The 23,915-nt window shown below is 73.2% G+C and carries 25 protein-coding genes and 1 tRNA gene; 20 read left to right on the top strand and 6 right to left on the bottom strand.

The genetic code is table 11. The annotated features are described in order from the left end of the window. The first annotated feature begins 56 nt into the window (after positions 1–56). From ACWCPM_RS24330 to ACWCPM_RS24265, 14 genes are all read left to right on the top strand, one after another. The gene (locus tag ACWCPM_RS24330; protein WP_399890654.1) at positions 57–491 is read left to right on the top strand and encodes a roadblock/LC7 domain-containing protein; all 435 of its coding nucleotides are present in this window, start codon (positions 57–59) and stop codon (positions 489–491) included. Between the two features lie 2 nt (positions 492–493). Further along, positions 494–865 carry a DUF742 domain-containing protein gene (locus ACWCPM_RS24325; RefSeq protein ID WP_450978360.1) on the top strand — a complete coding sequence of 124 codons (372 nt, stop codon included), beginning with the start codon at positions 494–496 and terminating at the stop codon, positions 863–865. Continuing rightward, positions 843–1,511 carry a GTP-binding protein gene (locus ACWCPM_RS24320; protein ID WP_450978359.1) on the top strand — a complete coding sequence of 223 codons (669 nt, stop codon included), beginning with the start codon at positions 843–845 and terminating at the stop codon, positions 1,509–1,511. Before ACWCPM_RS24325 ends, ACWCPM_RS24320 begins: the two co-directional genes overlap by 23 nt. 61 nt (positions 1,512–1,572) lie before the next feature. Next, entirely contained in the window at positions 1,573–2,148 is a 576-nt protein-coding gene (locus ACWCPM_RS24315; protein WP_450978358.1) for a GAF domain-containing protein, read from the top strand. 174 nt (positions 2,149–2,322) lie between these two features. After that, a complete protein-coding gene (gene tdh, locus ACWCPM_RS24310) occupies positions 2,323–3,351 on the top strand; it encodes an L-threonine 3-dehydrogenase (RefSeq protein ID WP_450978357.1) in 1,029 nt (342 codons plus the stop codon). Between the two features lie 29 nt (positions 3,352–3,380). Beyond that, positions 3,381–4,580, top strand: a complete 1,200-nt coding sequence (locus ACWCPM_RS24305; RefSeq protein WP_450978356.1) for a glycine C-acetyltransferase — start codon at positions 3,381–3,383, stop codon at positions 4,578–4,580. A 54-nt stretch (positions 4,581–4,634) separates the two neighbouring features. Then, positions 4,635–5,537, top strand: coding sequence for a LysR family transcriptional regulator (locus ACWCPM_RS24300; RefSeq protein WP_450978355.1), 903 nt, complete (start codon positions 4,635–4,637; stop codon positions 5,535–5,537). Between the two features lie 61 nt (positions 5,538–5,598). After that, positions 5,599–6,180 (top strand): helix-turn-helix domain-containing protein, encoded by a 582-nt coding sequence (locus ACWCPM_RS24295; RefSeq protein WP_450978354.1) that lies wholly within the window; start codon positions 5,599–5,601, stop codon positions 6,178–6,180. Next, positions 6,177–6,710 carry a GNAT family N-acetyltransferase gene (locus tag ACWCPM_RS24290; protein ID WP_450978353.1) on the top strand — a complete coding sequence of 178 codons (534 nt, stop codon included), beginning with the start codon at positions 6,177–6,179 and terminating at the stop codon, positions 6,708–6,710. The genes ACWCPM_RS24295 and ACWCPM_RS24290 overlap by 4 nt, the downstream gene beginning before the upstream one ends. 30 nt (positions 6,711–6,740) lie before the next feature. Continuing rightward, a complete protein-coding gene (locus ACWCPM_RS24285) occupies positions 6,741–7,100 on the top strand; it encodes an MmcQ/YjbR family DNA-binding protein (protein WP_450978352.1) in 360 nt (119 codons plus the stop codon). 105 nt (positions 7,101–7,205) lie between these two features. Continuing rightward, positions 7,206–8,591, top strand: a complete 1,386-nt coding sequence (locus ACWCPM_RS24280; protein WP_450978351.1) for an MFS transporter — start codon at positions 7,206–7,208, stop codon at positions 8,589–8,591. Between the two features lie 135 nt (positions 8,592–8,726). After that, positions 8,727–8,800: transfer RNA gene (locus ACWCPM_RS24275), tRNA-Pro, on the top strand. Positions 8,801–9,124: 324 nt separating this feature from the next. Continuing rightward, complete coding sequence (locus ACWCPM_RS24270; RefSeq protein WP_450978350.1) at positions 9,125–10,762, top strand: protein kinase domain-containing protein; 1,638 nt, start codon at positions 9,125–9,127, stop codon at positions 10,760–10,762. Continuing rightward, a complete protein-coding gene (locus tag ACWCPM_RS24265) occupies positions 10,759–11,478 on the top strand; it encodes a hypothetical protein (protein ID WP_450978349.1) in 720 nt (239 codons plus the stop codon). Before ACWCPM_RS24270 ends, ACWCPM_RS24265 begins: the two co-directional genes overlap by 4 nt. A gap of 128 nt (positions 11,479–11,606) precedes the next feature. Here ACWCPM_RS24265 and katG read toward each other — a convergent pair whose 3' ends face one another. Together katG and ACWCPM_RS24255 are read right to left on the bottom strand one after the other, a co-directional pair. Continuing rightward, the gene (katG, locus tag ACWCPM_RS24260) at positions 11,607–13,826 is read right to left on the bottom strand and encodes a catalase/peroxidase HPI (protein ID WP_450978348.1); all 2,220 of its coding nucleotides are present in this window, start codon (positions 13,824–13,826) and stop codon (positions 11,607–11,609) included. Between the two features lie 33 nt (positions 13,827–13,859). Further along, positions 13,860–14,294, bottom strand: a complete 435-nt coding sequence (locus ACWCPM_RS24255) for a Fur family transcriptional regulator (RefSeq protein ID WP_450978347.1) — start codon at positions 14,292–14,294, stop codon at positions 13,860–13,862. 168 nt (positions 14,295–14,462) lie between these two features. Between ACWCPM_RS24255 and ACWCPM_RS24250 the strand changes: the two genes are divergently transcribed. Continuing rightward, positions 14,463–15,296, top strand: coding sequence for a DUF899 domain-containing protein (locus ACWCPM_RS24250; protein WP_450978346.1), 834 nt, complete (start codon positions 14,463–14,465; stop codon positions 15,294–15,296). On the opposite strand, the gene ACWCPM_RS24245 is transcribed toward ACWCPM_RS24250, so the two are convergent. Continuing rightward, positions 15,262–15,681: a TOBE domain-containing protein gene (locus ACWCPM_RS24245; RefSeq protein ID WP_450978345.1), complete on the bottom strand. Its 420-nt coding sequence runs from the start codon at positions 15,679–15,681 to the stop codon at positions 15,262–15,264. The two genes, ACWCPM_RS24250 and ACWCPM_RS24245, sit on opposite strands and share 35 nt — an antisense overlap. A gap of 181 nt (positions 15,682–15,862) precedes the next feature. Here ACWCPM_RS24245 and ACWCPM_RS24240 point away from each other — a divergent pair, with 181 nt between their 5' ends. The 5 genes from ACWCPM_RS24240 to ACWCPM_RS24220 all read left to right on the top strand — a co-directional run bounded on the left by ACWCPM_RS24240 (position 15,863) and on the right by ACWCPM_RS24220 (position 20,704). Next, entirely contained in the window at positions 15,863–16,108 is a 246-nt protein-coding gene (locus tag ACWCPM_RS24240; protein ID WP_450978344.1) for a hypothetical protein, read from the top strand. Further along, the gene (locus ACWCPM_RS24235) at positions 16,105–18,333 is read left to right on the top strand and encodes a heavy metal translocating P-type ATPase (RefSeq protein WP_450978343.1); all 2,229 of its coding nucleotides are present in this window, start codon (positions 16,105–16,107) and stop codon (positions 18,331–18,333) included. The genes ACWCPM_RS24240 and ACWCPM_RS24235 overlap by 4 nt, the downstream gene beginning before the upstream one ends. Then, positions 18,330–18,938, top strand: coding sequence for a copper chaperone PCu(A)C (locus ACWCPM_RS24230; RefSeq protein ID WP_450978342.1), 609 nt, complete (start codon positions 18,330–18,332; stop codon positions 18,936–18,938). The genes ACWCPM_RS24235 and ACWCPM_RS24230 overlap by 4 nt, the downstream gene beginning before the upstream one ends. A 267-nt stretch (positions 18,939–19,205) precedes the next feature. Next, positions 19,206–19,871 carry a hypothetical protein gene (locus ACWCPM_RS24225; RefSeq protein ID WP_450978341.1) on the top strand — a complete coding sequence of 222 codons (666 nt, stop codon included), beginning with the start codon at positions 19,206–19,208 and terminating at the stop codon, positions 19,869–19,871. Positions 19,872–20,047: 176 nt separating this feature from the next. Next, positions 20,048–20,704 (top strand): sigma-70 family RNA polymerase sigma factor, encoded by a 657-nt coding sequence (locus ACWCPM_RS24220; protein WP_450978340.1) that lies wholly within the window; start codon positions 20,048–20,050, stop codon positions 20,702–20,704. Positions 20,705–20,815: 111 nt separating this feature from the next. On the opposite strand, the gene ACWCPM_RS24215 is transcribed toward ACWCPM_RS24220, so the two are convergent. Genes ACWCPM_RS24215 through ACWCPM_RS24205 form a run of 3 tightly spaced genes read right to left on the bottom strand, consistent with a single transcriptional unit; the run spans position 20,816 to position 23,915 of the window. After that, positions 20,816–21,343 (bottom strand): NUDIX hydrolase family protein, encoded by a 528-nt coding sequence (locus tag ACWCPM_RS24215; RefSeq protein ID WP_450978379.1) that lies wholly within the window; start codon positions 21,341–21,343, stop codon positions 20,816–20,818. A 24-nt stretch (positions 21,344–21,367) separates the two neighbouring features. Next, positions 21,368–22,510, bottom strand: a complete 1,143-nt coding sequence (locus ACWCPM_RS24210; RefSeq protein ID WP_450978339.1) for an amidohydrolase family protein — start codon at positions 22,508–22,510, stop codon at positions 21,368–21,370. 1 nt (position 22,511) lies between these two features. After that, a complete protein-coding gene (locus ACWCPM_RS24205) occupies positions 22,512–23,915 on the bottom strand; it encodes a glutamine synthetase family protein (protein WP_450978338.1) in 1,404 nt (467 codons plus the stop codon).

The raw sequence follows: 23,915 nt of genomic DNA, 5'->3' as shown, positions 1-23,915 counted from the left end.
CCGGCGCGCCCACGGGCGCGCCCGCGGACCTTCGTATCCCAAGGAGTCGATCCACCATGGCGACCGATGCCCCCACCGGCCATGTATCCGATCTCGACTGGCTGATGAGCGGCCTCGTGCAGCGCGTGCCGCACACGAGCAGCGCGGTGCTCCTCTCCTGCGACGGGCTCGTGAAGTCGGTCCACGGACTCGACCCCGACAGCGCCGACCACATGGCGGCCCTGGCCTCCGGCCTCTACTCCCTCGGCCGCAGCGCCGGTGTCCGGTTCGGCGACGGCGGCGACGTCCGTCAGGTCGTCGTGGAACTGGACTCGACCCTGCTGTTCGTCACCACGGCCGGTTCCGGCACGTGTCTGGCCGTGCTGGCCGGCCGCGAGGCCGACGCCGCCGTACTCGGCTACGAGATGGCCATGCTCGTCAAGAGCGTCCGCCCCTACCTGGTGACCGCTCCCCGGCAGCAGTCCGTCGAACCCCCGGCGATGAGGCCTTGAACGTGACGGCAGCCGGCGACGGGCCGTGGCTCGACGAGGCGGCGGGACGACTGGTGCGTCCCTTCACGGTCAGCAACGGCCGTACCCGCCCCTCCGTCGCGCTCGACCTCATCTCCCAGGTGAGGGTCACCGGAGCCACCCCTCTCGGCTATCTCGGCCCGGAGCACGCCCAGGCACTCGACCTGTGCCGGGCGCCGGTGTCGGTCGCCGAGGTCGCCGCGCACCTCAGGTTGCCGGCGGTGGTCACCAAGGTGCTGCTGTCGGACCTCGTCGACTCCGGGGCCCTCACCACCAAACCCCCCGAGTTCCAACACAACCCTACGGACCGGGCCCTTCTGGAGGCAGTGCTCGATGGACTACGACGACAACTCTGACTACGACGACCGCTCGGACCACGACTCCGACCGCGCACACGACCACGACCACGACCACGAAGCCGACCCGTTCCCCACCGCGCTCAAGATCCTGGTCGCGGGCGGCTTCGGCGTCGGCAAGACCACCTTCGTCGGCGCCGTCAGCGAGATCGCACCGCTCAGCACCGAGGAACTGCTCACCACCGTCGGTGCGGCCACCGACAACCTCGACGGCATCGAGAACAAGGTCGAGACGACGGTGGCCATGGACTTCGGCCGCATCACCCTCGACCCGGAACACGTCCTGTACCTCTTCGGCACACCGGGCCAGGAGCGCTTCTGGTTCATGTGGGACGAACTGTGCGAGGGCGCCCTCGGCGCGGTCGTCCTCGCCGACACGCGCCGCCTGGAGGAGTGCTTCGCGGCCGTCGACTTCTTCGAGGAGCGCGGCCTCGGATTCATCGTCGCCGTCAACGAGTTCGACGGCGGTCACCGCTACGACCCCGAGGAGGTGCGCGCCGCCATCGACCTGCACCCCGAGGTCCCCGTCGTGTGCTGCGACGCCCGGATCTCCGCCTCCGGCGTACAGACCCTGCTCGTGCTCGTCCGCCATCTGATCGCCCACGCACCCGTCACGCCCGCGCCCAGCCATGGCGCCCACATGTGATACCCGCACACACCGCACCGGAGCCGCATATGACGTACGCCCACAGCGACGGGACCCGGAGATGAGGTACGACCCACCGCGCCCGGCCGGTCGGCTGCTGCTCACCCCCGAGGACAAGGAGGCCCCCGCACGCACGCGGCGACTGCTCCAACTGGGCCTGGGGGAGCGTCCGGAACCCGCCCTCGACGCCTACGCCGGCCATCTGGCCTCGCTGACCGGTGCGCCGTACGCCATGGTCAACTTCCTCGGAGAGTCGGGCCAGTTCTTCGCGGGACTGCACGCGCCGGACGTCGGGCTCGTCGTGAGGGAGGACGGGAGCCGGCCGGTGATGGGCCGCTTCCTGCCCCGCGACCACGGGTTCTGCCCCCATGTGGTGGTCCGGCACAAGGCGCTGGTGCTGGAGGACGTCCGCGACTACCCGCGGTTCGCCGGAAATCCGGTCGTGGACGAGTTCGGCGTGCACTCCTATCTCGGCGCGCCGCTCATCGACACCACGGGCATGACGCTCGGCACCGTCTGCGTCGCCGATGTCTCCCCCCGCCCCTGGGGGCGTTCCGGTCTGGAGACCATCAAGGCGACGGCCGCGGATCTCGTCGCACGGCTCGAAGGACCCGGGGACGGCGGAGTTCTGCTCTGACCAGGTGAACGTCGCGCCGGACGTGTGAAGGAAAGCTGCGGCGGCGGTTAAGAAATCCTCGATGGACCAGGACGGCGGCGTACGGCAGATTGCTGTGCGATTCCACTTCCCTCCCCGTCCGGGGGCTTCTTCTGCATGCCCGCGGCAGGGATCTCACCCTCAGGAGCCGTAGCGGTGAAGGCACTGGTCAAGGACAAAGCGGAGCCAGGACTGCGGCTCATGGACGTCCCGGATCCCGAGGTGGGCCACGGTGACGTACTGATCAAGGTGCTGCGCACCGGGATCTGCGGCACCGATCTGCACATCCACTCCTGGGACGGCTGGGCGCAGCAGGCGATCCGCACCCCGCTGGTCCTCGGACACGAGTTCGTGGGCGAGGTCGTGGAGACAGGCCGGGACGTCACCGAGATCAAGGCCGGCGACCGCGTCAGCGGCGAGGGCCATCTCGTGTGCGGCAAGTGCCGCAACTGCCTGGCCGGCCGCCGCCACCTGTGCCGGGCGACCGTCGGGCTCGGGGTCGGTCGGGACGGAGCCTTCGCCGAGTACGTCGTGCTGCCCGCGACCAACGTGTGGGTGCACCGCGTGCCGGTGGACCTGGACGTGGCGGCGATCTTCGACCCGTTCGGCAACGCCGTGCACACCGCGCTGTCGTTCCCCCTGGTCGGCGAGGACGTGCTGATCACCGGGGCCGGCCCGATCGGTCTGATGGCCGCGGCCGTGGCCCGCCACGCGGGTGCCCGCAACGTCGTCATCACCGACGTGAGCGAGGAGCGACTGGAGATCGCCCGCAAGATAGGGGTCAGCCTCGCCCTGAACGTGCGGGAGGGTTCGATCGCGGACGGTCAGCGCATCCTCGCTCTGCGGGAGGGCTTCGACATCGGTCTGGAGATGTCCGGCCGCGCGGAGGCCCTCCAGGACATGATCGCGAACATGACGCACGGCGGGCGGATCGCGATGCTCGGCCTGCCCGCGCAGGAGTTCCCGGTCGACTGGGCCCGGGTCGTCACCTCGATGATCACCATCAAGGGCATCTACGGCCGGGAGATGTTCGAGACCTGGTACGCCATGTCGGTGCTGCTGGAGGGCGGCCTCGACCTCGCGCCCGTGATCACCGGCCGGTACGACTACCGCGACTTCGAGGCGGCGTTCGCCGACGCGGCGAGCGGCCGTGGCGGCAAGGTCATCCTCGACTGGACCGCGTAACCCCCACAGCACCTTTAGGAGACCCCGTCATGTTCGACTCCGTGCGCGACGACCTGCGCGCCACCCTCGACGAGATCCGCGCCGCCGGTCTGCACAAGCCCGAACGCGTGATCGACACCCCGCAGTCCGCGACCGTCAACGTCTCCGCGGGCGGCCGCCCCGGCGAGGTGCTCAACTTCTGCGCCAACAACTACCTCGGCCTCGCCGACCACCCCGAGGTGATCGCCGCCGCCCACGCCGCCCTGGACCGCTGGGGCTACGGCATGGCGTCCGTCCGCTTCATCTGCGGCACGCAGGAGGTGCACAAGGAGCTGGAGGCGCGGCTGTCGGCGTTCCTCGGGCAGGAGGACACGATCCTGTACTCCTCCTGCTTCGACGCCAACGGCGGCGTCTTCGAGACCCTGCTCGGCCCCGAGGACGCGGTCATCTCCGACGCCCTGAACCACGCCTCGATCATCGACGGCATCCGGCTGTCCAAGGCACGCCGCTTCCGCTACGCCAACCGCGACATGGCGGACCTGGAGCGCCAGCTGAAGGAGGCGGGCGAGGGTGGTGCGCGCCGCAAGCTGATCGTCACCGACGGCGTCTTCTCCATGGACGGCTATGTGGCACCGCTGAACGAGATCTGCGACCTCGCCGACCGCTACGACGCGATGGTCATGGTCGACGACTCGCACGCCGTCGGCTTCGTCGGCCCCGGCGGGCGCGGCACCCCCGAGCTGCACGGCGTGATGGACCGGGTCGACATCATCACCGGCACGCTGGGCAAGGCGCTCGGCGGCGCCTCGGGCGGCTACGTCGCCGCCCGCGCCGAGATCGTCGCGCTGCTGCGCCAGCGCTCCCGTCCGTACCTCTTCTCCAACACCCTCGCTCCGGTGATCGCCGCCGCCTCGCTGAAGGTGCTCGACCTGCTGGAGTCGGCGGGCGACCTGCGGGAGCGGCTCGCCGCGAACACCGAGCTGTTCCGGCGCCGGATGACCGAGGAGGGCTTCGACATCGCGCCCGGCAACCACGCCATCGCGCCGGTGATGATCGGTGACGCCGGCCGGGCCGGGCGGATGGCCGAGCTGCTGCTGGAGCGCGGCGTGTACGTGATCGGCTTCTCCTACCCGGTCGTGCCGCAGGGACAGGCGCGCATCCGCGTCCAGCTGTCGGCGGCACACTCGACGGAGGACGTCGACCGCGCGGTGGAGGCGTTCGTGGCGGCGCGCGCGGAGCTGGACGCCTGACCCCTCCGACCAGGGGCGATCCACCGGCGAGGCGCGTTTGAGAGAATCGATGCCATGATCGAGGCACGGCGGCTCCACATCCTCCGTGCGGTGGCCGACCACCGCACCGTCACGGCGGCTGCCGCCGCGCTGTACCTCACCCCCTCCGCGGTGTCCCAGCAGCTCACGGCCCTGGAGCAGGAGACGGGGCACCGGCTGGTGGAGCGCGGTGCCAAGGGGGTGCGGCTCACCCCGGCCGGCGAGATCCTGCTCGGCCACACCAACGCCGTCCTCGCCCAGCTGGAGCGGGCGGAGGCGGAGCTGGCCGCGTACGGCTCGGGGGCCGCCGGCACGGTGAGCGTCGCCTCCTTCGCGACCGGCATCGCCCAGGTCGTCGCGCCGGCCGTGGCCCGCCTCGCGCGGACCGCGCCCGGCATCTCCCTGCGGGTCCGGGACGCCGAGGGGGACGCCAGTCTGCCGATGGTGCTGGACCGGCAGGTCGATGTCGCGGTCGCCGTCGAGTACCGCGGGGCTCCGCCGGCCGACGATCCGCGGCTGGCGCACGCCCCGCTGTACGCCGAGCCCTTCGACGCGGTGGTGCCCGTCAGCCACCGGCTGGCGGAGACGGGCGAGGTGCCGCTGGCGGAGCTGGCCAAGGACACGTGGATCGGCCCGTACCCCGGCAACCCCTGCCATGACGTGGTGGTGCTGGCCTGTGAGGCCGCCGGGTTCCAGCCCCGCTTCGACCACTCCTCGGACGACTTCCGCGCGGTGGTGGCCCTGGCCTCGGCGGACGCGGGTGTGGCCCTCGTACCGCGTTCCGCGCTGCGCGGGGTGGACCTCACCGGTGTCGTGGTCCGTCCGGTGGACGGGGAGGCGCCCACGCGCCGGGTCTTCGCCGCCGTACGCCGGGGCGCGGAGGGGCACCCCCTGATCCGGCCGGTGCTGGAGGCGCTGGGAGAGGCCGCCCAGGCGTGAGCGGGTCCGGGGTGAGGATTCCGTAACACGGCTGTCTCATATCCGGGATAGCGTCCCGGATGTGAGACATGACGATCTCGGTGTCCCGTACGACGTCGACACCCGGCTCGGCGCGCGACTGGCCGAGCTGCGGTCCGGGCGTGGCTGGTCCCTGGGGGAGCTCGCGGAGCGCAGCGGGGTGAGCAGGTCGACCCTGTCCCGCGCGGAGCGCGCGGAGATCAGTCCCACCGCCGCCATGCTGAACCGCCTGTGCGCCGTCTACGGGCGCACGATGTCCCAGTTGCTCAGCGAGGTCGAAGGCGAGTCCGCGCTGCTGGTGCGGGCGGCCGACCAGCCGGTGTGGGAGGACCGGGCCTCCGGATTCGTCCGGCGGTCCGTGTCGCCGCCGCACGCGGGGCTGCGCGGCGAACTGGTCGAGGCGCGGCTCGCGGCCGGTGCGGACATCGCCTACGACCGGCCGCCCGTGCCCGGTCTGGAGCAGCACGTCTGGGTGCTGGAAGGGGCCCTCGCGGTGACGGTGCGGGACGTGGAGCATCCGCTCGCGGCCGGGGACAGCCTGCGGCTGCGGGTGTGGGGGCCGACGCGCTTCCGGTGCGCCGGGGAAGAGGACGTGCGGTACGTGCTGGCGGTGGTGCTGCCGTGATCGTGGAAGCGCTGACCGGGACGCAAGTGCGCGAACGTGCCGAAGAGTTGGCGGATCTGCTGGTCGCGACGGTGCACGGCGGCGCCTCGGTGGGCTTCCTCGCGCCGCTCGACCGGGCGGAGGCGCTCGCCTGGTGGCGGGGGCGGGCGGCCGGGGTGGCCGCCGGTGGACTCGCCGTCTGGGCGGCCCGCGAGGGGACACGGGTCCTCGGGACCGTGAGCCTGGCCTTCGCGGACAAGCCCAACAGCCGGCACCGGGCGGAAGTGGTGAAGCTGATGGTGCGCGGGGAGGCGCGCGGGCGGGGCCTGGGGCGGCGGCTCCTCGACACCGCCGAGCGGGCGGCCGTCGCCGCCGGCGTCACGCTCCTCCACCTCGACACCGAGACCGACAGCCCCGCCGAGCGCCTCTACCGCGCGGCGGGCTGGACGCCGCTCGGCGCGATCCCCGACTACGCGGCGACCCCGGCTGGGGTGCTGCGGCCGACGACCGTCTACTACAAGCAGGTCGGAGCACACGTCCTCGCCGGGTGACTGTCGGTGCCAGGCGCTACCTTGCGTCTCATGCCGGATGCCGAAGACGTACGCCGTAAAGCCCTGTCCCTGCCGGACACGACGGAGAAGATCGCCTGGGGCATGCCCACGTTCCGGGTCGCGGGAAAGATGTTCGCCACGCTCCCGGAGGAGGAGACCTCCCTCGCGGTGCGCTGTCCCAAGGAGGAGCGCGACGAACTGGTCCTGGCCGAGCCGGGGAAGTTCTGGGTGGCCGACCACGAGGCGCAGTTCGCGTGGGTGCGGGTGCGGCTCTCCGCGCTGGAGGACGAGGGCGAGCTGCGGGACATCCTCGCCGACTCGTGGCGGCAGGCCGCGCCGCCCCGGCTGCTGGAGGCACATCCGGAGCTCGGGCTGCCGTCCGGGGGGTGAATCTCGCCTTCTGGCTGTCGGAGCGGGGTGGCATGATCCCCGGGGGGTGGAACCGGGGCGCCGGGCGGCAGGGGCTGCCGTGGACGTGGGGAGGGGAGCGCGGGGATGGGCGGGACGCCGGACAACGTTGCCGACGTGGGGGAGCGGGGCAGCGCGGGAGAGGGCGGCCGGGGCCGTGCGGGGAGCGGTCCGGGCGGTGGCGAGACCCGTTCGGGGAGCGGTCCGGGCGAGGACGGTGTTGAGGCGGCCGTACCGCCGGTCTGGTCGCGGGACTTCGGGTTGTTCTTCGCCGCCCGAGCCGTGGCCCGTCTCGGCGACACCATGCTCCCGGTGGCGCTCGCCGCCGGCCTGCTCCAGCACGGGTACGGGGCCGGCGCGGTGGGCCTCGCCATGGCGTCGACGGCCGGGGCGTTCGCGGCGCTGGTCGTCTTCGGCGGGGTCGTCGCCGACCGCTTCAGTACGCGCAAGTTGATGATCTGGGCCGACGCGGTGCGGCTGGGCACACAGGCACTCACCGCGGCACTCTTCTTCGCGGACCGCGTGGTGCTGTGGGAGATCTGTGCGATAGGCGTGGTCAACGGTGTCGCGAGCGCCGTCTTCCAGCCCGGTGTCGCGAGCATGGTGCCCCGGCTCGCCTCCGACGTCCAGGGCGCCAACGGCGCCGTGCGCATCGCCGAGTCCTCGGCCCAGCTCGTCGGCCCCGCCGTCGCGGGCGTCCTGGTCGGCGTCGCGTCGGCGGGCGGTGTCTTCGCCGTGCACTCCGCCACGTACGCGGTCAGCGCCCTGTGCCTGCTGCTCCTCCGGCTGCCGCCGCTGCCGGGCAGCCTGCCCGCCGGGCGCGGGGCGAGTGCCTTCAAGGCCGATCTCGTGGAGGGATGGCGGGAGTTCAGGTCGCGCACCTGGCTGTGGGCGGTCATCGCCGTGTGGTGCCTGTACATGATCACGGTCTTCGGCCCGACCGTGCCGCTGGTGGCGACGGAGGTGGTCCAGGAGCACGGACCGCGCGCCTACGGGTTGGTCAACTCGGCCCTCGGCGCCGGCACCGTCGTCGGTGGGCTCGTCGCCCTGCGGCTGAGGCCGCGCCGGATGCTGAGGGCCGGGGCGATCGCCCTGTTCGGCTTCGCGGGGTTCCCGGCGACGGTCGGACTCGGACTCGGCATCCCCGCGATGGCGCTCGGGGCGGCCGTCGCCGGGGCCGGGATGTCGTTCTGGGGCGTGATGTGGGCGACCAGCGTGCAGACGCAGGTCCAGCCGGCCGTGCTCAACCGCATCCACGCCTACGAAGTGGCCGGCTCCCTCGCGATGCTGCCCGTCGGCCAGGCCCTCGCGGGGCCCGCCGCGGCGGCGCTCGGCGCGGACCGGGTCCTGCTCGTGGCCGGTGTGATGAGCGTCGTCGTCGTGTTGTCCCTGCTGGCGGTGCCGGCCATCCGGGACCTGGTACGCGTCGACACCCACCGCTCCCGGACATCGGCGGCCGCCGCCTCGCGGTGATCGCCGCGAGGCGGCTCGCGCGGCGACCACGTGCCGCGCGGGCCGCGGGCGACAAACGGATGCGCGACCACCGACCCGAGTGCGGTATTGTTTCCCTGCGCGTTCACCCGGGGGAAACCCCAGGTCAGACCGCACCGGGACGTGGCGCAGCTTGGTAGCGCACTTGACTGGGGGTCAAGGGGTCGCAGGTTCAAATCCTGTCGTCCCGACTGGAGACAGTCGTAGATCAGGGCCGGTTTCGGAGGTATCCGAAACCGGCCCTTGATCGTTCTTCGGGACCGCGGGGAGATCGTCGCCCACCTGGAGACCAAGGGCCGCACCAGCCGCGGGAGCCCCCCTTCCCGCGGTGCGGCGATCTTCGTCTCGGCCCGGTCCGCCGCCGGGCGGATACGCGCAGGACGGTTCCGCGCGGGTCTGGGTTGCAAAGGTCTGTCCTGCCGCAACCGTCATGCCCGAAAATATGTCTCTCATCCCGTGCTCGATGCTCCGGGGCGGGTGAGGTACCGGGGCACGGCGGCCTTGGGGGGACGGACATGAGCACTTGGACGGTGCCGGGATACACCGAGTCGCTGGAACTCGGTTCGGGGGCGAGCGGACGGGTCGTGCTCGCCGTTCATGTGGAGACCGGGGTTCCGGTCGCGGTGAAGTACCTCAACGACTCCTTGCGCACCCGGCCGGGTTTCGTCCAGGGGTTCCGCTCGGAGGCGCGGCTGCTGGGCGGGCTGGGGAGCCCGTTCGTCGTCGGCCTGTACGAGTACGTCGAGAGCCCCGACGGGGCCGCGATCGTGATGGAACTGGTCGACGGCATCTCGCTGCGCACCCTGCTGACCAGGCAGGGCCCACTGCCACCGGAGGCGGCGCTCACCGTCCTCAAGGGCTCGCTGCTGGGGCTGGCCGACGCGCACCGGGTCGGAGTCGTCCACCGCGACTACAAGCCCGAGAACGTCCTGGTCGGCACGGACGGGTCCTCCCGCCTGGTCGACTTCGGCATCGCGGTGGACTCCGGCGTCAGCGCGCGCATCGCCGGGACGCCGGCCTATATGGCGCCGGAGCAATGGACCGGTGCGCCCGCCTCGCCCGCCGCCGACGTGTACGCGGCCACGGTCACCTTCTTCGAGTGCCTCACCCGCCGTAAGCCGTACCGGGGCGAGAACTTCGCCGAGCTGGCACTGCGGCACCTGGACGCGCCGATTCCGGTGGAACAGGTGCCGGAGGCGGTACGGGGTCTGGTGGCGCGCGGCCTGGCGAAGAACCCGGCACAGCGGCCCCCGCACGCCGAGGAGTTCGTGCGGGAACTGGAAGCGGTGGCGGAGGCCTCGTACGGGCCCGACTGGGAGGAGCGTGGACGCAGAGCGCTCGCCGCGCTGGTCGCGTTGCTGCCCCTGCTGCTGCCGTCGGGCCGTACGTCCCCGGCCTCCACGACGGACTTCGCCCGCACGGTGCTGCGTCAGCCCTCCCCGGGAGGCCGGCTGCGGCCGTGGCTGCCGGGCCGGACGGGACTCCTGCTGTCGGCGGCCCTGGCGCTGCTCGGCGTCCTTCTGGCATATGGTGTCCGGCCGGCCCCGGCCGCTTCCCCGGACGAGGCGGTGCGGGCGCTGGCGACGACCAGCGCGCGACCCGGGGCCGGCCCCGTCGCGCAGTCGAGCGAGACGCCCACACCGACGCCCTCCGCCTCGGCGACGAGCGAGGGTCCGACGCCCTCCGCCTCGACCAGCACCAGCCCGACGCCGACGGAGTCGTCCAGCGCTCCGGAGACGTCGTCCGCTCCGAGTCCGTCGGAGGAGCCCACGGACCCGGTGACCACGACGCCACCGCCGGTGACCGAGCCTGTTCCGCCCGCCGTGAAGGACATCGCGGTGACGGAGTTCCGGCAGACCGGGCCGTCCACGGCCACGGCGACGCTGACCGTCACCGCCGACGGCACCGGACCACTGACCCTCGCCGTCACGTGGTTCTCGGGCCAGGACCGGGATGAGCCGGGGGCGCCCGACGGGGCCGCCCAGGCGTTCGAGCTCAGTGGAGACACCACCTACAGGGTCACCGTCGACCATGCCTTCCAGAACGCCGACTGTTTCTGGTACTGGACGGTCCAGGCGGCGACCGACCCCGCGAGCGCCGACGGCGGCGCGTCCCAGCGGATCGGAGTCGGCGGCGGGGTGTGTGTGCGATGACCACACCCGACGACCGTGTCCCCGAGGAGCCCACCCGCAGTCCGGGCGGCCCTTCCGCCGACGCCGAGTACAGCGCGACGGTGCTGGGCAGCCACTGGTTCACCGGCCCGGAGCACGAGGAACCCGCCACGACGGCCCTGGACGAGTCGGCCACGACGGCCCTCGACGAGTCGGCCACGACGGCCCTGGAAGGGTCCGCCGCGACGGCGGCGGACCGGGTGGAGGGCACGGTCCTGCACTTCGGCCCCGGCGTCACGGCGGCGACGGCCCACCGCATCCACGGCACACAGCCCGTCGCGCCCGCCACGCCGCCGCGCACCCCACGCGGCCGGCTCCGCCCTTACGCGCTGCCGGCACTGGTGTTCCTCTGCGTCCTCGCCCTCCTGGCGTGGCAGCGGCTCGGCCCCTCGGTGGAGGTGCGCGACGTGTCGGTCACCGCCCGCCCGCAAGAGCTGGGCTGCGGAGGGACGGCGCAGATCCTTGCCCAGGTCACCACGAACGGCCGCCCGGGTACGTTCACCTACCGCTGGTTCCGCAGCGACGGCACGTCCTCGGGCGTCCTGCGCGAACGTCTGCCGCGCGGTCAGCGTCACGCCACCCTCAGTCTCCGCTGGACCTTCGAGGGCGAGGGCCACCACGCCGGCCGGGCGGAACTCCGCGTCCTCACGCCGTCGAAGCGCACGGCGGTCACGAGGCTGACCTACGACTGCCGATGACCTCGCGGTGGCCCGTTCGGCCGAAGTGGCCACCGTGGGCGCCGCCTTGCTCCCCGCACGACGACCGAGGCCGTCCGGTCCCGCACCCAGAGAGGGGCGGGACCGGACGGCCTCGGTGTCGTATCGGGTCAGACCAGGTCGAACCGGTCCAGGTTCATGACCTTGTCCCACGCGGCGACGAAGTCCGTCACGAACTTCCCCTCGGCGTCGTCGCTCGCGTAGACCTCCGCGACCGCGCGCAGCTCGGAGTTGGAGCCGAAGACGAGGTCGGCGCGGGTACCGGTCCACTTGACCTCGCCCGTGGCGGCGTCGAGGCCCTCGAACGTGGACTGGTCCTCGGACGTCGACTTCCACGACACACCCAGGTCGAGCAGGTTGACGAAGAAGTCGTTCGTCAGCGTGCCCGGGTTCTCGGTGAGGACGCCGTGCTTCGACTGCTGGGAGTTGGCACCCAGGACGCGCAGACCGCCGACTAGCACCGTCAGCTCGGGAGCGCTCAGCGTCAGCAGGTTCGCGCGGTCGAGCAGCAGGTACTCGGCCGGCAGCCGGTTGCCCTTGCCGAGGTAGTTGCGGAAGCCGTCCGAGGTCGGCTCCAGCGCGGCGAACGACTCGGCGTCCGTGTGCGCGTCCGTCGCGTCGACGCGCCCCGGGGTGAAGGGCACCTCGACGTCGTGGCCCGCGTCCTTGGCGGCCTTCTCCACGCCGACCGCGCCGCCGAGGACGATCAGGTCGGCCAGGGAGACCTTCTTCGTGGAGCCCGCGTTGAACTCCTGCTGGACGCCCTCCAGGGTGCGCAGGACCTGGGCGAGCTGGTCGGGGTCGTTGGCCTCCCAGCCACGCTGCGGCTCCAGGCGGATCCGGCCGCCGTTGGCGCCGCCGCGCTTGTCGCCGGAGCGGAACGTCGAGGCCGAGGCCCACGCCGTGCCGACCAGCTGCGGGACGGTCAGACCGGAGCCGAGGAGCCTGGCCTTCAGCGCGGAGATCTCCTCGGCGCCGATGACCTCGCCCTGGGCCTCCGGCAGCGGGTCCTGCCACAGCAGGGTCTCGGCCGGGACCTCGGAGCCGAGGTACTGCGACTTCGGGCCCATGTCGCGGTGGGTCAGCTTGTACCAGGCACGCGCGAAGGCGTCGGCGAACTCCGCCGGGTTCTCGTGGAAGCGGCGGGAGATCGGCTCGTAGATCGGGTCGAAGCGCAGCGACAGGTCGGTGGTGAGCATCGTCGGCAGGTGCTTCTTCGACGGGTCGTGCGCGTCCGGGACGGTCGCCTCGGCGTTCTTGGCCACCCACTGCTTGGCGCCGGCCGGGGACTCCGTCAGCTCGTACTCGTACTCGAAGAGGTTCTTGAAGAAGCCGTTGCTCCACTGGGTGGGCGTGGTCGTCCAGGTCACCTCCAGGCCGGAGGTGATGGTGTCACCCCCCTTGCCCGTGCCGTAGGTGCTCTTCCAGCCGAGGCCCTGCTCCTCCAGGGAGGCCGCCTCGGGGTCGTTGCCGACGTGGTCGGCCGGGCCGGCGCCGTGGGTCTTGCCGAAGGTGTGGCCACCGGCGATGAGGGCGACGGTCTCCTCGTCGTTCATCGCCATCCGGCGGAACGTCTCACGGATGTCGCGGGCCGCGGCCACCGGGTCCGGGTTGCCGTTGGGGCCCTCGGGGTTGACGTAGATGAGGCCCATCTGGACCGCGCCGAGGGGGTTCTCCAGCTCGCGGTCGCCGCTGTAGCGCCGGTCGTCGAGCCAGGTGGTCTCGGGACCCCAGTAGACGTCCTCCTCCGGCTCCCAGACGTCGGCGCGGCCGCCGCCGAAGCCGAACGTCTCGAAGCCCATCGTCTCCAGGGCGACGTTGCCGGCGAGGATCATCAGGTCGGCCCAGGAGATGCTCTGGCCGTACTTCTTCTTGACCGGCCACAGCAGACGGCGGGCCTTGTCCAGGTTGGCGTTGTCCGGCCAGCTGTTCAGCGGCGCGAAGCGCTGCTGGCCCGCGCCGGCGCCGCCGCGGCCGTCGCTGATGCGGTAGGTGCCGGCGCTGTGCCAGGCCATCCGGATGATCAGCGGACCGTAGTGGCCGAAGTCGGCGGGCCACCAGTCCTGCGAGGTCGTGAGCACCTCGGCGAGGTCGCGTTTGACGGCCGCCAGGTCGAGGGACTCGAACGCCTCGGCGTAGTCGAAGTCCTCACCGAGCGGGTTGGACACGGCGGGGTTCTTGGCGAGGATCTTCAGGTTGAGGCGCTCGGGCCACCACTGGCGGTTGCCGCCACCCTGTGTGGGGTGAGCGGCGCGCCCGTGCGGGACGGGGCAGCCGCCCGCGCCCTCCGCCTTGGAGTCGGTGACGAGTGCATCCGGGTTCTCAGCCATGGGCATCCTTCTTCGGGACGTGGATCACGGTGCTCAGGAAGTACGGGTGGAGCAGGCGGGGCACAGGCCCCAGTAGATGACCTCGGCCTCGTCGACCGAGAAGCCGTGGTCGTTCGACGCGGTCAGACAGGGCGCCTGGCCGGTCGCGCATTCGACGTCGGTGACCGTGCCGCAGGACCGGCACACGAGGTGGTGGTGGTTGTCCCCGACGCGGCCCTCGTAGCGTGCCGGGCTGCCCGCGGGTTCGATCCGGCGGACGAGGCCCGCCGCCGTCAGCGCGTGCAGCGCCTCGTACACCGCTTGCAGCGATATGTGGCCCACGCGATCGCGCACGCCGGAGGCGAGCGCCTCGACGCCCAGGTGGTCACCGGCCCGGACGGTCTCGAGCAGCGCGACGCGAGCGGCCGTCACCCGCAGGCCGGCACCGCGCAGTTCCTCGGCGGTGGTCGGTTTCGGGGACGTGGTCATGCGGAGGAACCTATCGCGGCAAAGACGAACGACTCAAGAAAACGAAGCGTTAAATCAAGGCTGTGTCGGACGGCGTGTGCGTCTTTCGGCCCGGCCCGGTGGTGGGGGACGCCGTGGGGGACCAGCATGGTGACCGACCGTCGTCCGGATCGCGCGGAGGTGAGGGAGATGACCGGGCTGCCCGAGGTGGTGTCCCGTGAGGACTGGCTGACCGCGCGCAAGGAACTGCTGGTCCACGAGAAGGAGCTCACCCGGGCCCGCGACCGGGTCAACGCGCGTCGGCGACGGCTGCCGATGGTCCGCGTCGAGAAGCCGTACACCTTCGAGGGACCGGACGGCACGGTCGGGCTGGCCGACCTGTTCGAGGGCCGGCCCCAGTTGGTCGTGCACCACTTCATGTGGGTCCACGACATCGACGCCGACGGCGTCGAGCACCCCCGCGACCACGGTTGCTCCAGCTGTTCCTCCGCCGCCGACCAGATCCCCGCCCGGCTGCGCCAACTGCACGTGCGGGGCACCTCCCTGGCCGCGGTGTCCCGTGCGCCGTACTCCAGGATCGCCGCGTTCCGTGACCGGATGGGCTGGACGTTCCCCTGGTACTCCTCCGCGGGCAGCGACTTCAACTACGACTTCCACGCCACGCTCGACGACCGCGTGGCACCGGTGCTGCTCAACTACCGCACTCCGGCCGAGCTCGCCGTCGTCGGCATGCCATGGGAGGAGAGCTGGCGTGGCGACTACCCGGGCGTCAGCGCCTTCCTCCGGGTCGGCGACGAGGTGTTCCACACCTACTCGGCGTTCGGCCGGGGCATCGAGGAGTTCCACAACGGCGACAACTACCTCGACCTGACCGCGCTCGGCCGCCAGGAGTCCTGGGAGGAGCCGAAGGGCCGCGCCGAACCCCTCGGTCTCCAGGTGGGCGGCCCCGCGGTCCGCCTCCCCGACGAGTACGGCGAGGCAGCCGGCGTCACCCCGCCGCCAGGGACACCTCCGTCGCCTTGACCAGGGCGACCACGGGAGAACCCGGCGCCAGGCCGAGGTCGTCGACCGCGTCCCTGGTGATCGCGGAGGTCAGCTCCCCGCCCTCCACCGCGACCTTGACTGCGGCCATCGCGCCGCCCGTGCCGACCCCCAGGACCGTGCCGCGCAGCCTGTTGCGGATGGACAGTCCGTCCACCGGACCCGTGGCGAGGGAGACCTCCGTGGACTTGACGAGGGCGCGCACGGCGCTCCCCTCCGCCAGCGCCAGGTCCCGTACCGCGTCCACGGTGATCGCCGCGGTGATGTCCTGCCCCCCGTCGAGCCGTACCCCGACGGTGGCCATCACCTCGCCGGCGGTGATGGCGGTGACGGTGCCGGACAGCTGGTTGCGGATACTCAGGGCCATGGTGAAACACCTCAAAAGGGGAAGAAACGGTGCTCGCTGCGCGTCCTACCGTAATCGCGCGATCGCACAGTGTGACCCAACCCACACCGGTGGCGTGGAACTCCACCCGCACCGTCCCCGACTCCTGTACCGGCACGGTGCGAACCGAGTGACACCGTGCGACGCGATCTGGAGACCGGTGATGCACGACCCCCGACCACCCGCCCGCCGCGCCCCGAGGGCGCTCCGGGACCTGCTGCCCCCGCCCGCCCTCGGCGGCTTCCTCCTGCTGCTCGCCGTCGTGTTCGTGGTGGCCTACGCCGTCGGAGCGGCCGTCGGCCCGGTCGCCCCCGGCATGCACCGCCCCGACGGCGGTGCCACCGAGGAGGCGGACCCCCACACGGGCACCGGCACGCACGGCGACCGCACCGGAGGCCACACCCCATGACGACCACGCCGGCCCCCGCCCTGACGACCACCGACCTCGCCGTGGGCGGAATGACCTGCGCGGCCTGCGTGCGAAGGGTCGAGAAGCGGCTGGCCCGCCTCGACGGCGTCACCGCCACCGTCAACCTGGCGACCGGACGGGCCCGGGTGACCCACCCGACCGACGTGCGCCCCCAGGAACTGGTCGCCACGGTCGAACGGGCCGGCTACACCGCCGCCCTGCCCGCACCCTCGCAGCCCGCGGAGCCCGCGCCCCCGGACGACTCCGAACTCGGCCGGCTGACGGTGACGGCGCTGCTCGCGGTGCCCGTGCTGGTGCTGTCCATGGCGCCCGCCCTGCAGTTCCGCAACTGGCAGTGGCTGTGCTTCGTCCTCGCCGCGCCCGTCGTCGTGTGGGGAGCCTGGACGTTCCACGTACGGGCCGTGCGGGGGCTGCGGCACGCGGCGTCGACCATGGACACCCTGGTCTCGCTCGGCGTGCTGGCCTCCTTCGCGTGGTCGGCGTACGCGCTCTTCCTCGGCGGCGCGGGCGCCCCCGGCATGCGGATGCCGTTCAGCCTGGTGCCGTCCGCCGGGGACGGTGTCGCGCACCTCTACCTCGAAGCGGCCGTCGCCGTGCCGCTGTTCGTGCTGGCGGGCCGCGTGCTGGAGGAACGCGCCCGGCGCGGCACCGGCGCCGCGCTGCGCTCGCTGGCGCGGCTCGCCACCAAGGAGGTGTCGGTGCGGGACGCGGACGGCGGTGAACGGCTCGTCCCCGTCGAGCGGCTGACGGCCGGGCAGGTCTTCGTCGTGCGGCCGGGAGAGCGGATCGCCACCGACGGCGAGGTGATCGAGGGCAGCTCCGCCGTGGACCTCGCCCTCGTCACCGGGGAGAGCGAACCCGTCGAGGTCGGGCCCGGCACGGCGGTGGTCGGCGGGGCGGTCAACGCCGGCGGGCTGCTGCTGGTGCGCGCCACCGCCGTCGGCGCGGACACCCAGCTCGCCCGGATCACGGCGATGGTGACGGAGGCCCAGGCAGGCAAGGCGAAGGCGCAGCGGCTGGCCGACATCGTGGCCGGGGTGTTCGTCCCGGTGGTGCTGACCCTCGCCGTGACCGTGCTCGGGTTCTGGCTGGGCGCCGGGGCCGATCCCCAGGCCGCGATCACCGCGTCCGTGGCCGTGCTGGTCGTCGCCTGCCCGTGCGCCCTCGGCCTCGCGACGCCCACCGCCCTGATGGCCGCCACCGGACGCGGCGCGCAACTCGGCGTGCTGGTCACCGGGCCGCAGGCACTGGAGGGGCTGCGGCACATCGACACCGTCGTCCTGGACAAGACCGGCACGCTCACGTCCGGGCACATGACCGTCGCCCGGATCACCACACCGCCGGACGGGCCCGGACGGGACGCCGTGCTGCGGCTGGCCGGGGCCGTCGAGCAGGGGTCGGAGCATCCGCTCGGGCGGGCGATCGCCGCCTACGCGCCCCGGCCGCTGCCCGGCGTGCACGACTTCTCCGCCGTGGCGGGACAGGGGGTGCGGGGCCTGGTCGAGGGACGGCTGGTCGAAGTCGGTTCCTGCGCGGGAGAGTTGCCCGGAGAACTGGCCGCGGCCCGGGAGGCGGCCCACGCGGCCGCGCGGACGCCGGCCCTGGTCCGGGTGGACGGGACGGCCGCGGCGGTCGTCGAGGTCGGGGACGTCGTACGGCCGGGCAGCTACCGCGCGGTGGAACGGCTGCGCCGCCTCGGAATCGAGCCCGTGCTCGCCACCGGCGACGCCGAGGCGCCCGCCCGGGCCGTCGCGGCGTCCCTCGGCATCACCGAGGTGCACGCCCGCCGCACCCCTGAGGGCAAGACGGAGCTGGTGCGGCGGCTGAGGGCGGACGGACGCCGGGTCGCGGTGGTCGGCGACGGGGTCAACGACGCCGCCGCGCTGGCCGGTGCCGACCTCGGCATCGCCATGGGCGGCGGCACGGACGTGGCCATCGGGGCGGCCGACGTCACGCTCGTGCGGGGGGACATCGAGGCACTCGCGGACGCGGTGCGGCTGGCCCGGCGCACTCTGGCCACGATCCGCGCCAACCTCGTCTGGGCCTTCGGCTACAACGCGGTGACGCTGCCGCTCGCCATGGTCGGGCTGCTCACCCCCATGCTCGCCGCGGCGGCGATGTCGGTCAGCTCCCTGCTGGTCGTCGGCAACAGCCTGCGGCTGCGCACCTGGCAGCCGGGGCGTGGGCGGAGGCTCGCCCGATGAGCCGGGCGCGCCGCGCCGACACCCTGCTCACCGTCCTCGCCCCGGTGACGGCCTGCGCGGTCGCCCTCGGCGCGCTGACCGCGTGGGTCGACACCGGCCGGGCGGGCGGTCCGCCCCGGATCGAGGTCGCGCCCGGCCGGGTCTTCCTGCCGTTCGGTGACACCACCGACACGGCGGCGTTCTTCGACATCACCAACTCCGGGGGAGCGGAGGACCGGCTGGTCGCGGTGACCTCCGACGGGGACGGCCCGGAACCCGCGCTCAGCCGCCACCGGATGACCGACGGCGGAGCCGCCTATCGTGCCGTCGTCGGCTCCGCCCCCGTCCCCGCGGGCGGGGACCTGTCGATGACACCGCTCGGCCTGGACGTGACGCTTCGGGCGGGCCCGGGCTGGCATGTCGGCGACGTCGTGCCGTTCACGCTCCACTTCGAGCACAGCGGCCGGGTCGAGACCTCGGCGGTGGTGGTCCTGCCGGGCGGTCAGGGGCGGGCGGCGACGCGGCGGTCGTCCGCCCCGCGGGCGGGCGGGGCGGACGACACGTACCGGTACCGCGGGGCCGAACGAGGGTATGGGGAAAGGCAAGATCAAGCCAGGACCGAGTGACCTGCGGCAAGGTGTGAAAACGGGCGGACCGGCCGATTCGGGCCCCGGTTCGAGGGTGGGAAGCGGGCGGGGCGCGACGCGCGGAGGCCGGAGAGCGAGGCGGGACGGCGAACAGGCCGTCTCCCACCAGGGGTCGGCCCCGAAAACGGGAAGGTTCCGGCATATGTGTGTGGTCTGTCTCACGCGTCTCGGATTGAGTCACCGACACCACCCAATTCCGTACTCACCGTTGACGACCGCGCGCCGGATGCAAGGATGAGGGCCGTCATGACTGCCGGGTGGTGTTCTCGCATGGTGCGGGCCGCGATGTTCGCGGCCGTCTGTGTGCTGCTCGCCGCCCTGGGCCATGTGCTCATGTCCGGCAGCCATGTGCCTTGGTGGGCGCTGGCCGCCGGTGCCGCCGCGACCGGCGGCGCGGGCTGGGCGCTGGCGGGCCGGGAACGCGGACTGCCGCTGGTCGTGACCGTCGTCGTCACCGCCCAGACGGCACTGCACTCCGCCTTCTCGCTCGCCCAGCCGACGGCCGCCGGGCCGGAACCGGGCACGCACACGAGTGCCACGCCGCACGACATGTCGGCGATGACCACGGGCACCGCGCACACCCACGCCATGGATGCCATGGACAGGGGACATGGCGCCGCCGTGGGCCACGCCATGGACGGCTCCTCCTCGTTCGGCATGCTCGCCGCCCACCTGCTGGCCGCGCTGCTGTGCGGACTGTGGCTGGCGCACGGCGAGCGCGCCGTGTTCCGACTCCTGCGGGCGGTGGCGGCCCGACTGGCGGCACCGCTGCGGCTGCCGCTCGCCGTGCCCGCCGCGCCGCACCACCCCGTCCCGCGCCCGCGGCGCCACGGGGCGGCGTGGTCACCACGACGGCTCCTGCTCGTCCACGCGATCACCTCTCGGGGGCCGCCGCCGGGGACCGCTGTCTGACGACAGCCGGTAGCCCGGGGCAGCCTGAGTGCGCCTCGGGCCACGGCCGTACGCCCGCGCGGGCACCGACGCCGCGCGGGGCGCCGTACGGCCGACCCCCCACTCACCGGATCCCGCACCGCACGCGCGCCCGCGCGCCTTCGGGCGGGGTCCTGGACGGCCGACGAGGACACCAGGTGATCATTCCTGCCCTGCCCGACGTACGCGAGAGAACCGAGGACCACGGGAAGTCCGACGACCACGAATCCATCGCGCCCCACGGGGGAGCGTCCACCGACGACTCGATAACGGCATGGGCGCTGGCCGCCCGGGGCGGTGACCCGGCGGCGGTCGACCGCTTCGTCCGGGCCCTGCACCGCGACGTCCTGCGCTATGTCGCGCATCTGTGCGGCGACCCGCAGGCCGTCGACGACCTGGCGCAGGACACCTTCCTGCGCGCGCTCGGCAGCCTGCACCGGTTCGAGGGACGTTCCTCCGCGCGGGCCTGGCTGCTGTCGATCGCGCGTCGCGCCGTGATCGACAGCTATCGCTACGCCGCCGCCCGGCCACGTCTGAGCGACGTACCGGACTGGCGGCTGGCCGTGGAACTGGCCCAGCCGCGCGACCTGCCCGGCTTCGACGACGGCATCGCGCTGCTCGATCTGCTGGCCGCGCTGCCCGAGGAACGGCGGGAGGCGTTCGTGCTCACCCAGTTGCTGGGACTGCCGTACGCGGAGGCCGCGGTGTTGAGCGGCTGCCCGGTCGGCACGGTGCGCTCCCGGGTGAACCGGGCCCGCGCCACGCTCGTCGACCTGCTCGCGGCGGCGGACCGACCGGCCGCGCTGGTCGCCTGACCGCCGGGAGGGTGCCGGTCCTGACCGGCGCCCTCCCGGCAGAGGGCCGCGCCCGCGTGACCGGGGCCCGCCCGGCACGCCGACGGCTACCGCGTCATCCGGACCGGCCGCTCAGAACGCCAGCCCCACGTGGGCCAGCGCCTGCTTCAGCAGCACCCCGTGCCCGCCCGGCATCTCGCCCTGCAACGCCGTCGAGGCCGCCTCGTGCGGCTCGAACCACTCCAGGTCCAGCGCGTCCTGCCGGGGCCGGCAGTCGCCGGTCACCGGCACCACGTAGGCGAGGGACACCGCGTGCTGGCGCGGGTCGTGGTACGCCGTGATGCCCTGGGTCGGGAAGTACTCGGCGACCGTGAACGGCTGGAGGGAGGACGGGATCCGGGGCAGCGCCACCGGGCCGAGGTCCTTCTCCAGATGCCGCAGCAGGGCGTCCCGGACCCGCTCGTGGTGCAGGACCCGGCCGGAGACGAGGGTGCGACTGACCGTCCCGTCCGGTCCGATGCGCAGCAGCAGGCCGATGCTGGTGACTTCACCGCTGTCGTCGACGCGCACCGGCACCGCCTCGACGTACAGGATCGGCATGCGGGCGCGCGCCATCTCCAGCTCGTCGGAGGACAGCCAACCGGGCGTGGTCTCGGTCATGTCAGACATTGCTTGATCATACTTTCAGGTGTCGTCGGAAAACCGGTAGACCCGGTGGGCGTTGTCCCGCCCGGCCCACCGCACGATGCGCAGCGCGTCGGGCAGGCTCAGCTCGTCCGAGTCCACCCGCTCCTGGAGCAACCCGGCCAGCCCCCGCCGGAAGGCCAGGGCACCCAGCAGGTGGAACTCCGCCACACCGTAGGCGTCGGAGCTGTACAGCAGTTTGCGGAACGGCGTGATCTCCGTCGCTTCGGCCAGCACCGCGCCGGCCCGGCCCGGCCCCACGTGGTGCAGGGTCAGGCCGACGTCGAGGTACACCTGCTCGAACACGGCGGCGAGATAGGCGGCCTGACGCTGGAAGGGCCAGCAGTGCAGCAGCATCACCGGGATCGTGCCGGACGTCAGATGCAGCCAGTCGGTCAGGTGGGTGGGGTCCGCGCGGTGCAGCCGGATGTCGTTGTCGCCGAACCCGGTGTGCAGTTGGAGCGGGAGCCCGAAGCCGACGGCCGTCCACAGCAGATGCCGTACGAGCACGGGGTCCGCCAGCCGGCCGCCGCCGCGCGGCAGACCCCGGACGGCCGCGGTGATCTCGTCCTCGCCCGGGCGTGCCGGGTCCAGGTCGAAGCCCGTGCGGTAGGCGGCCACCGACTTCACCGCCACCACGCCGGGCCGCCGGACCGCCTCCCACGCGGCCGCCTCGAACGTCCGCGCGTACGCGTCCGGTTCGACCCCGGCCGCGAGCACCGCCTCGGCGACGGTCTCCAGCCGTACCACCTCGTGCGCGACGGCGCCCGCGCCGGCGGCCTCGGCCAGCTGCCCCGGCGTGGTGAGGCCCTCCGGCGTGTGGCCGGTGTCCACGCAGAACACCGACGTCCCCGCCGCGGACAGGAAGCGCCGGTTCACCTCGTCCGCGCCCAGCGCGGCCCGGCGGGCCACGTACTCCTCGGCCGGGGCGTGGCGCGGCAGGTCCAGCACGGGTGCGCAGTGGCGGCGGACGGCGACACCGACGGGGCTGTCGAAGGGCGAGACGCCCGGCCATGCCCCGCCCTCGGTGAGCAGCGCCGCGAAGCCCGGCATGTCCAGGCCGGCGGTGACGACGCCGTGGCAGTGGTGGTCCACCAGCGGCAGCGTGTCCAGCGCCTCCGCGACCGGTCCGGGCGCGCCCATCTCAGTACACCCAGCGGTAGGCCGCCGCCACCCGCGCGTCGTCCAGTCCGGCGACGGCGGCGACCTCCCCGAGCCGTACGGCGATCACCGCGTCGGCCAGCACCGGTCCCAGCGCGGCCCGTACGGCGTCGTCCCCGCGGAACGCCGCGACGGCGTCCTCCAGCGACTGCGGCAGCCGCCGCACCCCCCGCCGTGCCGCCTCCCGTGTGTCCAGCAGCGCCGGGTCGCCGGTGGTCGGCTCCTGCAGCGGCGCCGCCGTCGCCAGGCCGTCCAGCCCGGCGGCGATGACACAGCCGAGGGCGAGATAGGGGTTGGCGGCCAGGTCCACGGGCTTCACCTCCAGGTTGGCGGCCTGGTCGCGCAGCCCGGCGGTGCCCGTGACGACCCGCACCGCGGTCTCCCGGGTCTCCAGGCCCCAGGCCGTGAAGACACCGGCCCACTGCGACGGCCGCAGCCGCAGATAGCTCGCCGGGCTCGGGGCGGTCACCGCCAGCAGGCCCGGCAGATGGCCGAGGACGCCGGCCGCGAAGGACTCGGCGTCCGCCGTCATGCCGTACCGGCCGCTGCCGCCGGAGTGCAGGTTGACGCCGTCGCGCCAGGCGGAGAGGTGGAGGTGGCCGCCGTTGCCGACGCCCTCGCCCGACACCGCGGGGGCGAAGGAGACGCGCAGGCCGTGCCGCTGGGCCACCGCGCGGACCGTCTGCCGCAGCAGCACGCTCCGGTCGGCCGCCGCCACCGGGTCGAGCGCTCCCACCGAGATCTCGAACTGCCCCGCCGCGTACTCGGGGTGGAGCTGCTCCACGTCCATCCCCTGCGCGGCGCACGCGGCCAGCAGTTCGGCCGTGCAGTCGCTCAGCTCCACCTGCCGGGTGGCCCCGTACGCCGGTCCCGACACCGCCGGTACGAACTCACCGTCGGGCGCGGACCCCAGTCCGAACGCCCACTCGACCTCCACGGCCGCCCGGAAGGCGACGCCGTGCTCGCGGGCGGCGCGCTCGACGACCCGGCGCAGGAACGTGCGGGAGCAGGCCGGGTGCGGCTCGCCGTCCTGGGTGATCCGGTCCACCGGCGCCCACGCCCAGCCGGGCTGTGCGGCGAGCACGGTCAGCCGGTCCAGGTCGGGGTGGAGGCGCAGATCGCCGTCGGGTGAGCCGAGCACGTCGGTGCGGACGACGGAGTCGTCCGCGAGGAACGTGTCGAACACGGGTGACATGCCCACACCCCAGGCCGCGGCCGCCGGGAGCCGCGCCGTCGGGATCCCCTTGACCCGGCCCACGCCCGCCGTGTCGACGTACGAAAGGACGATCCCGTGCACGCCCCGCGAGGACAGCTCGCCGCTCAGCGCGGAGGCCCGTTCGCTCTCGCCGGGGCGGCCACCGGGGACCGGGTCGGCAAGGTCCGTCAT

The sequence above is a fragment of the Streptomyces sp. NPDC002309 genome (assembly GCF_053593375.1).
This window is presented reverse-complemented; position numbering and strand designations above follow the sequence as displayed.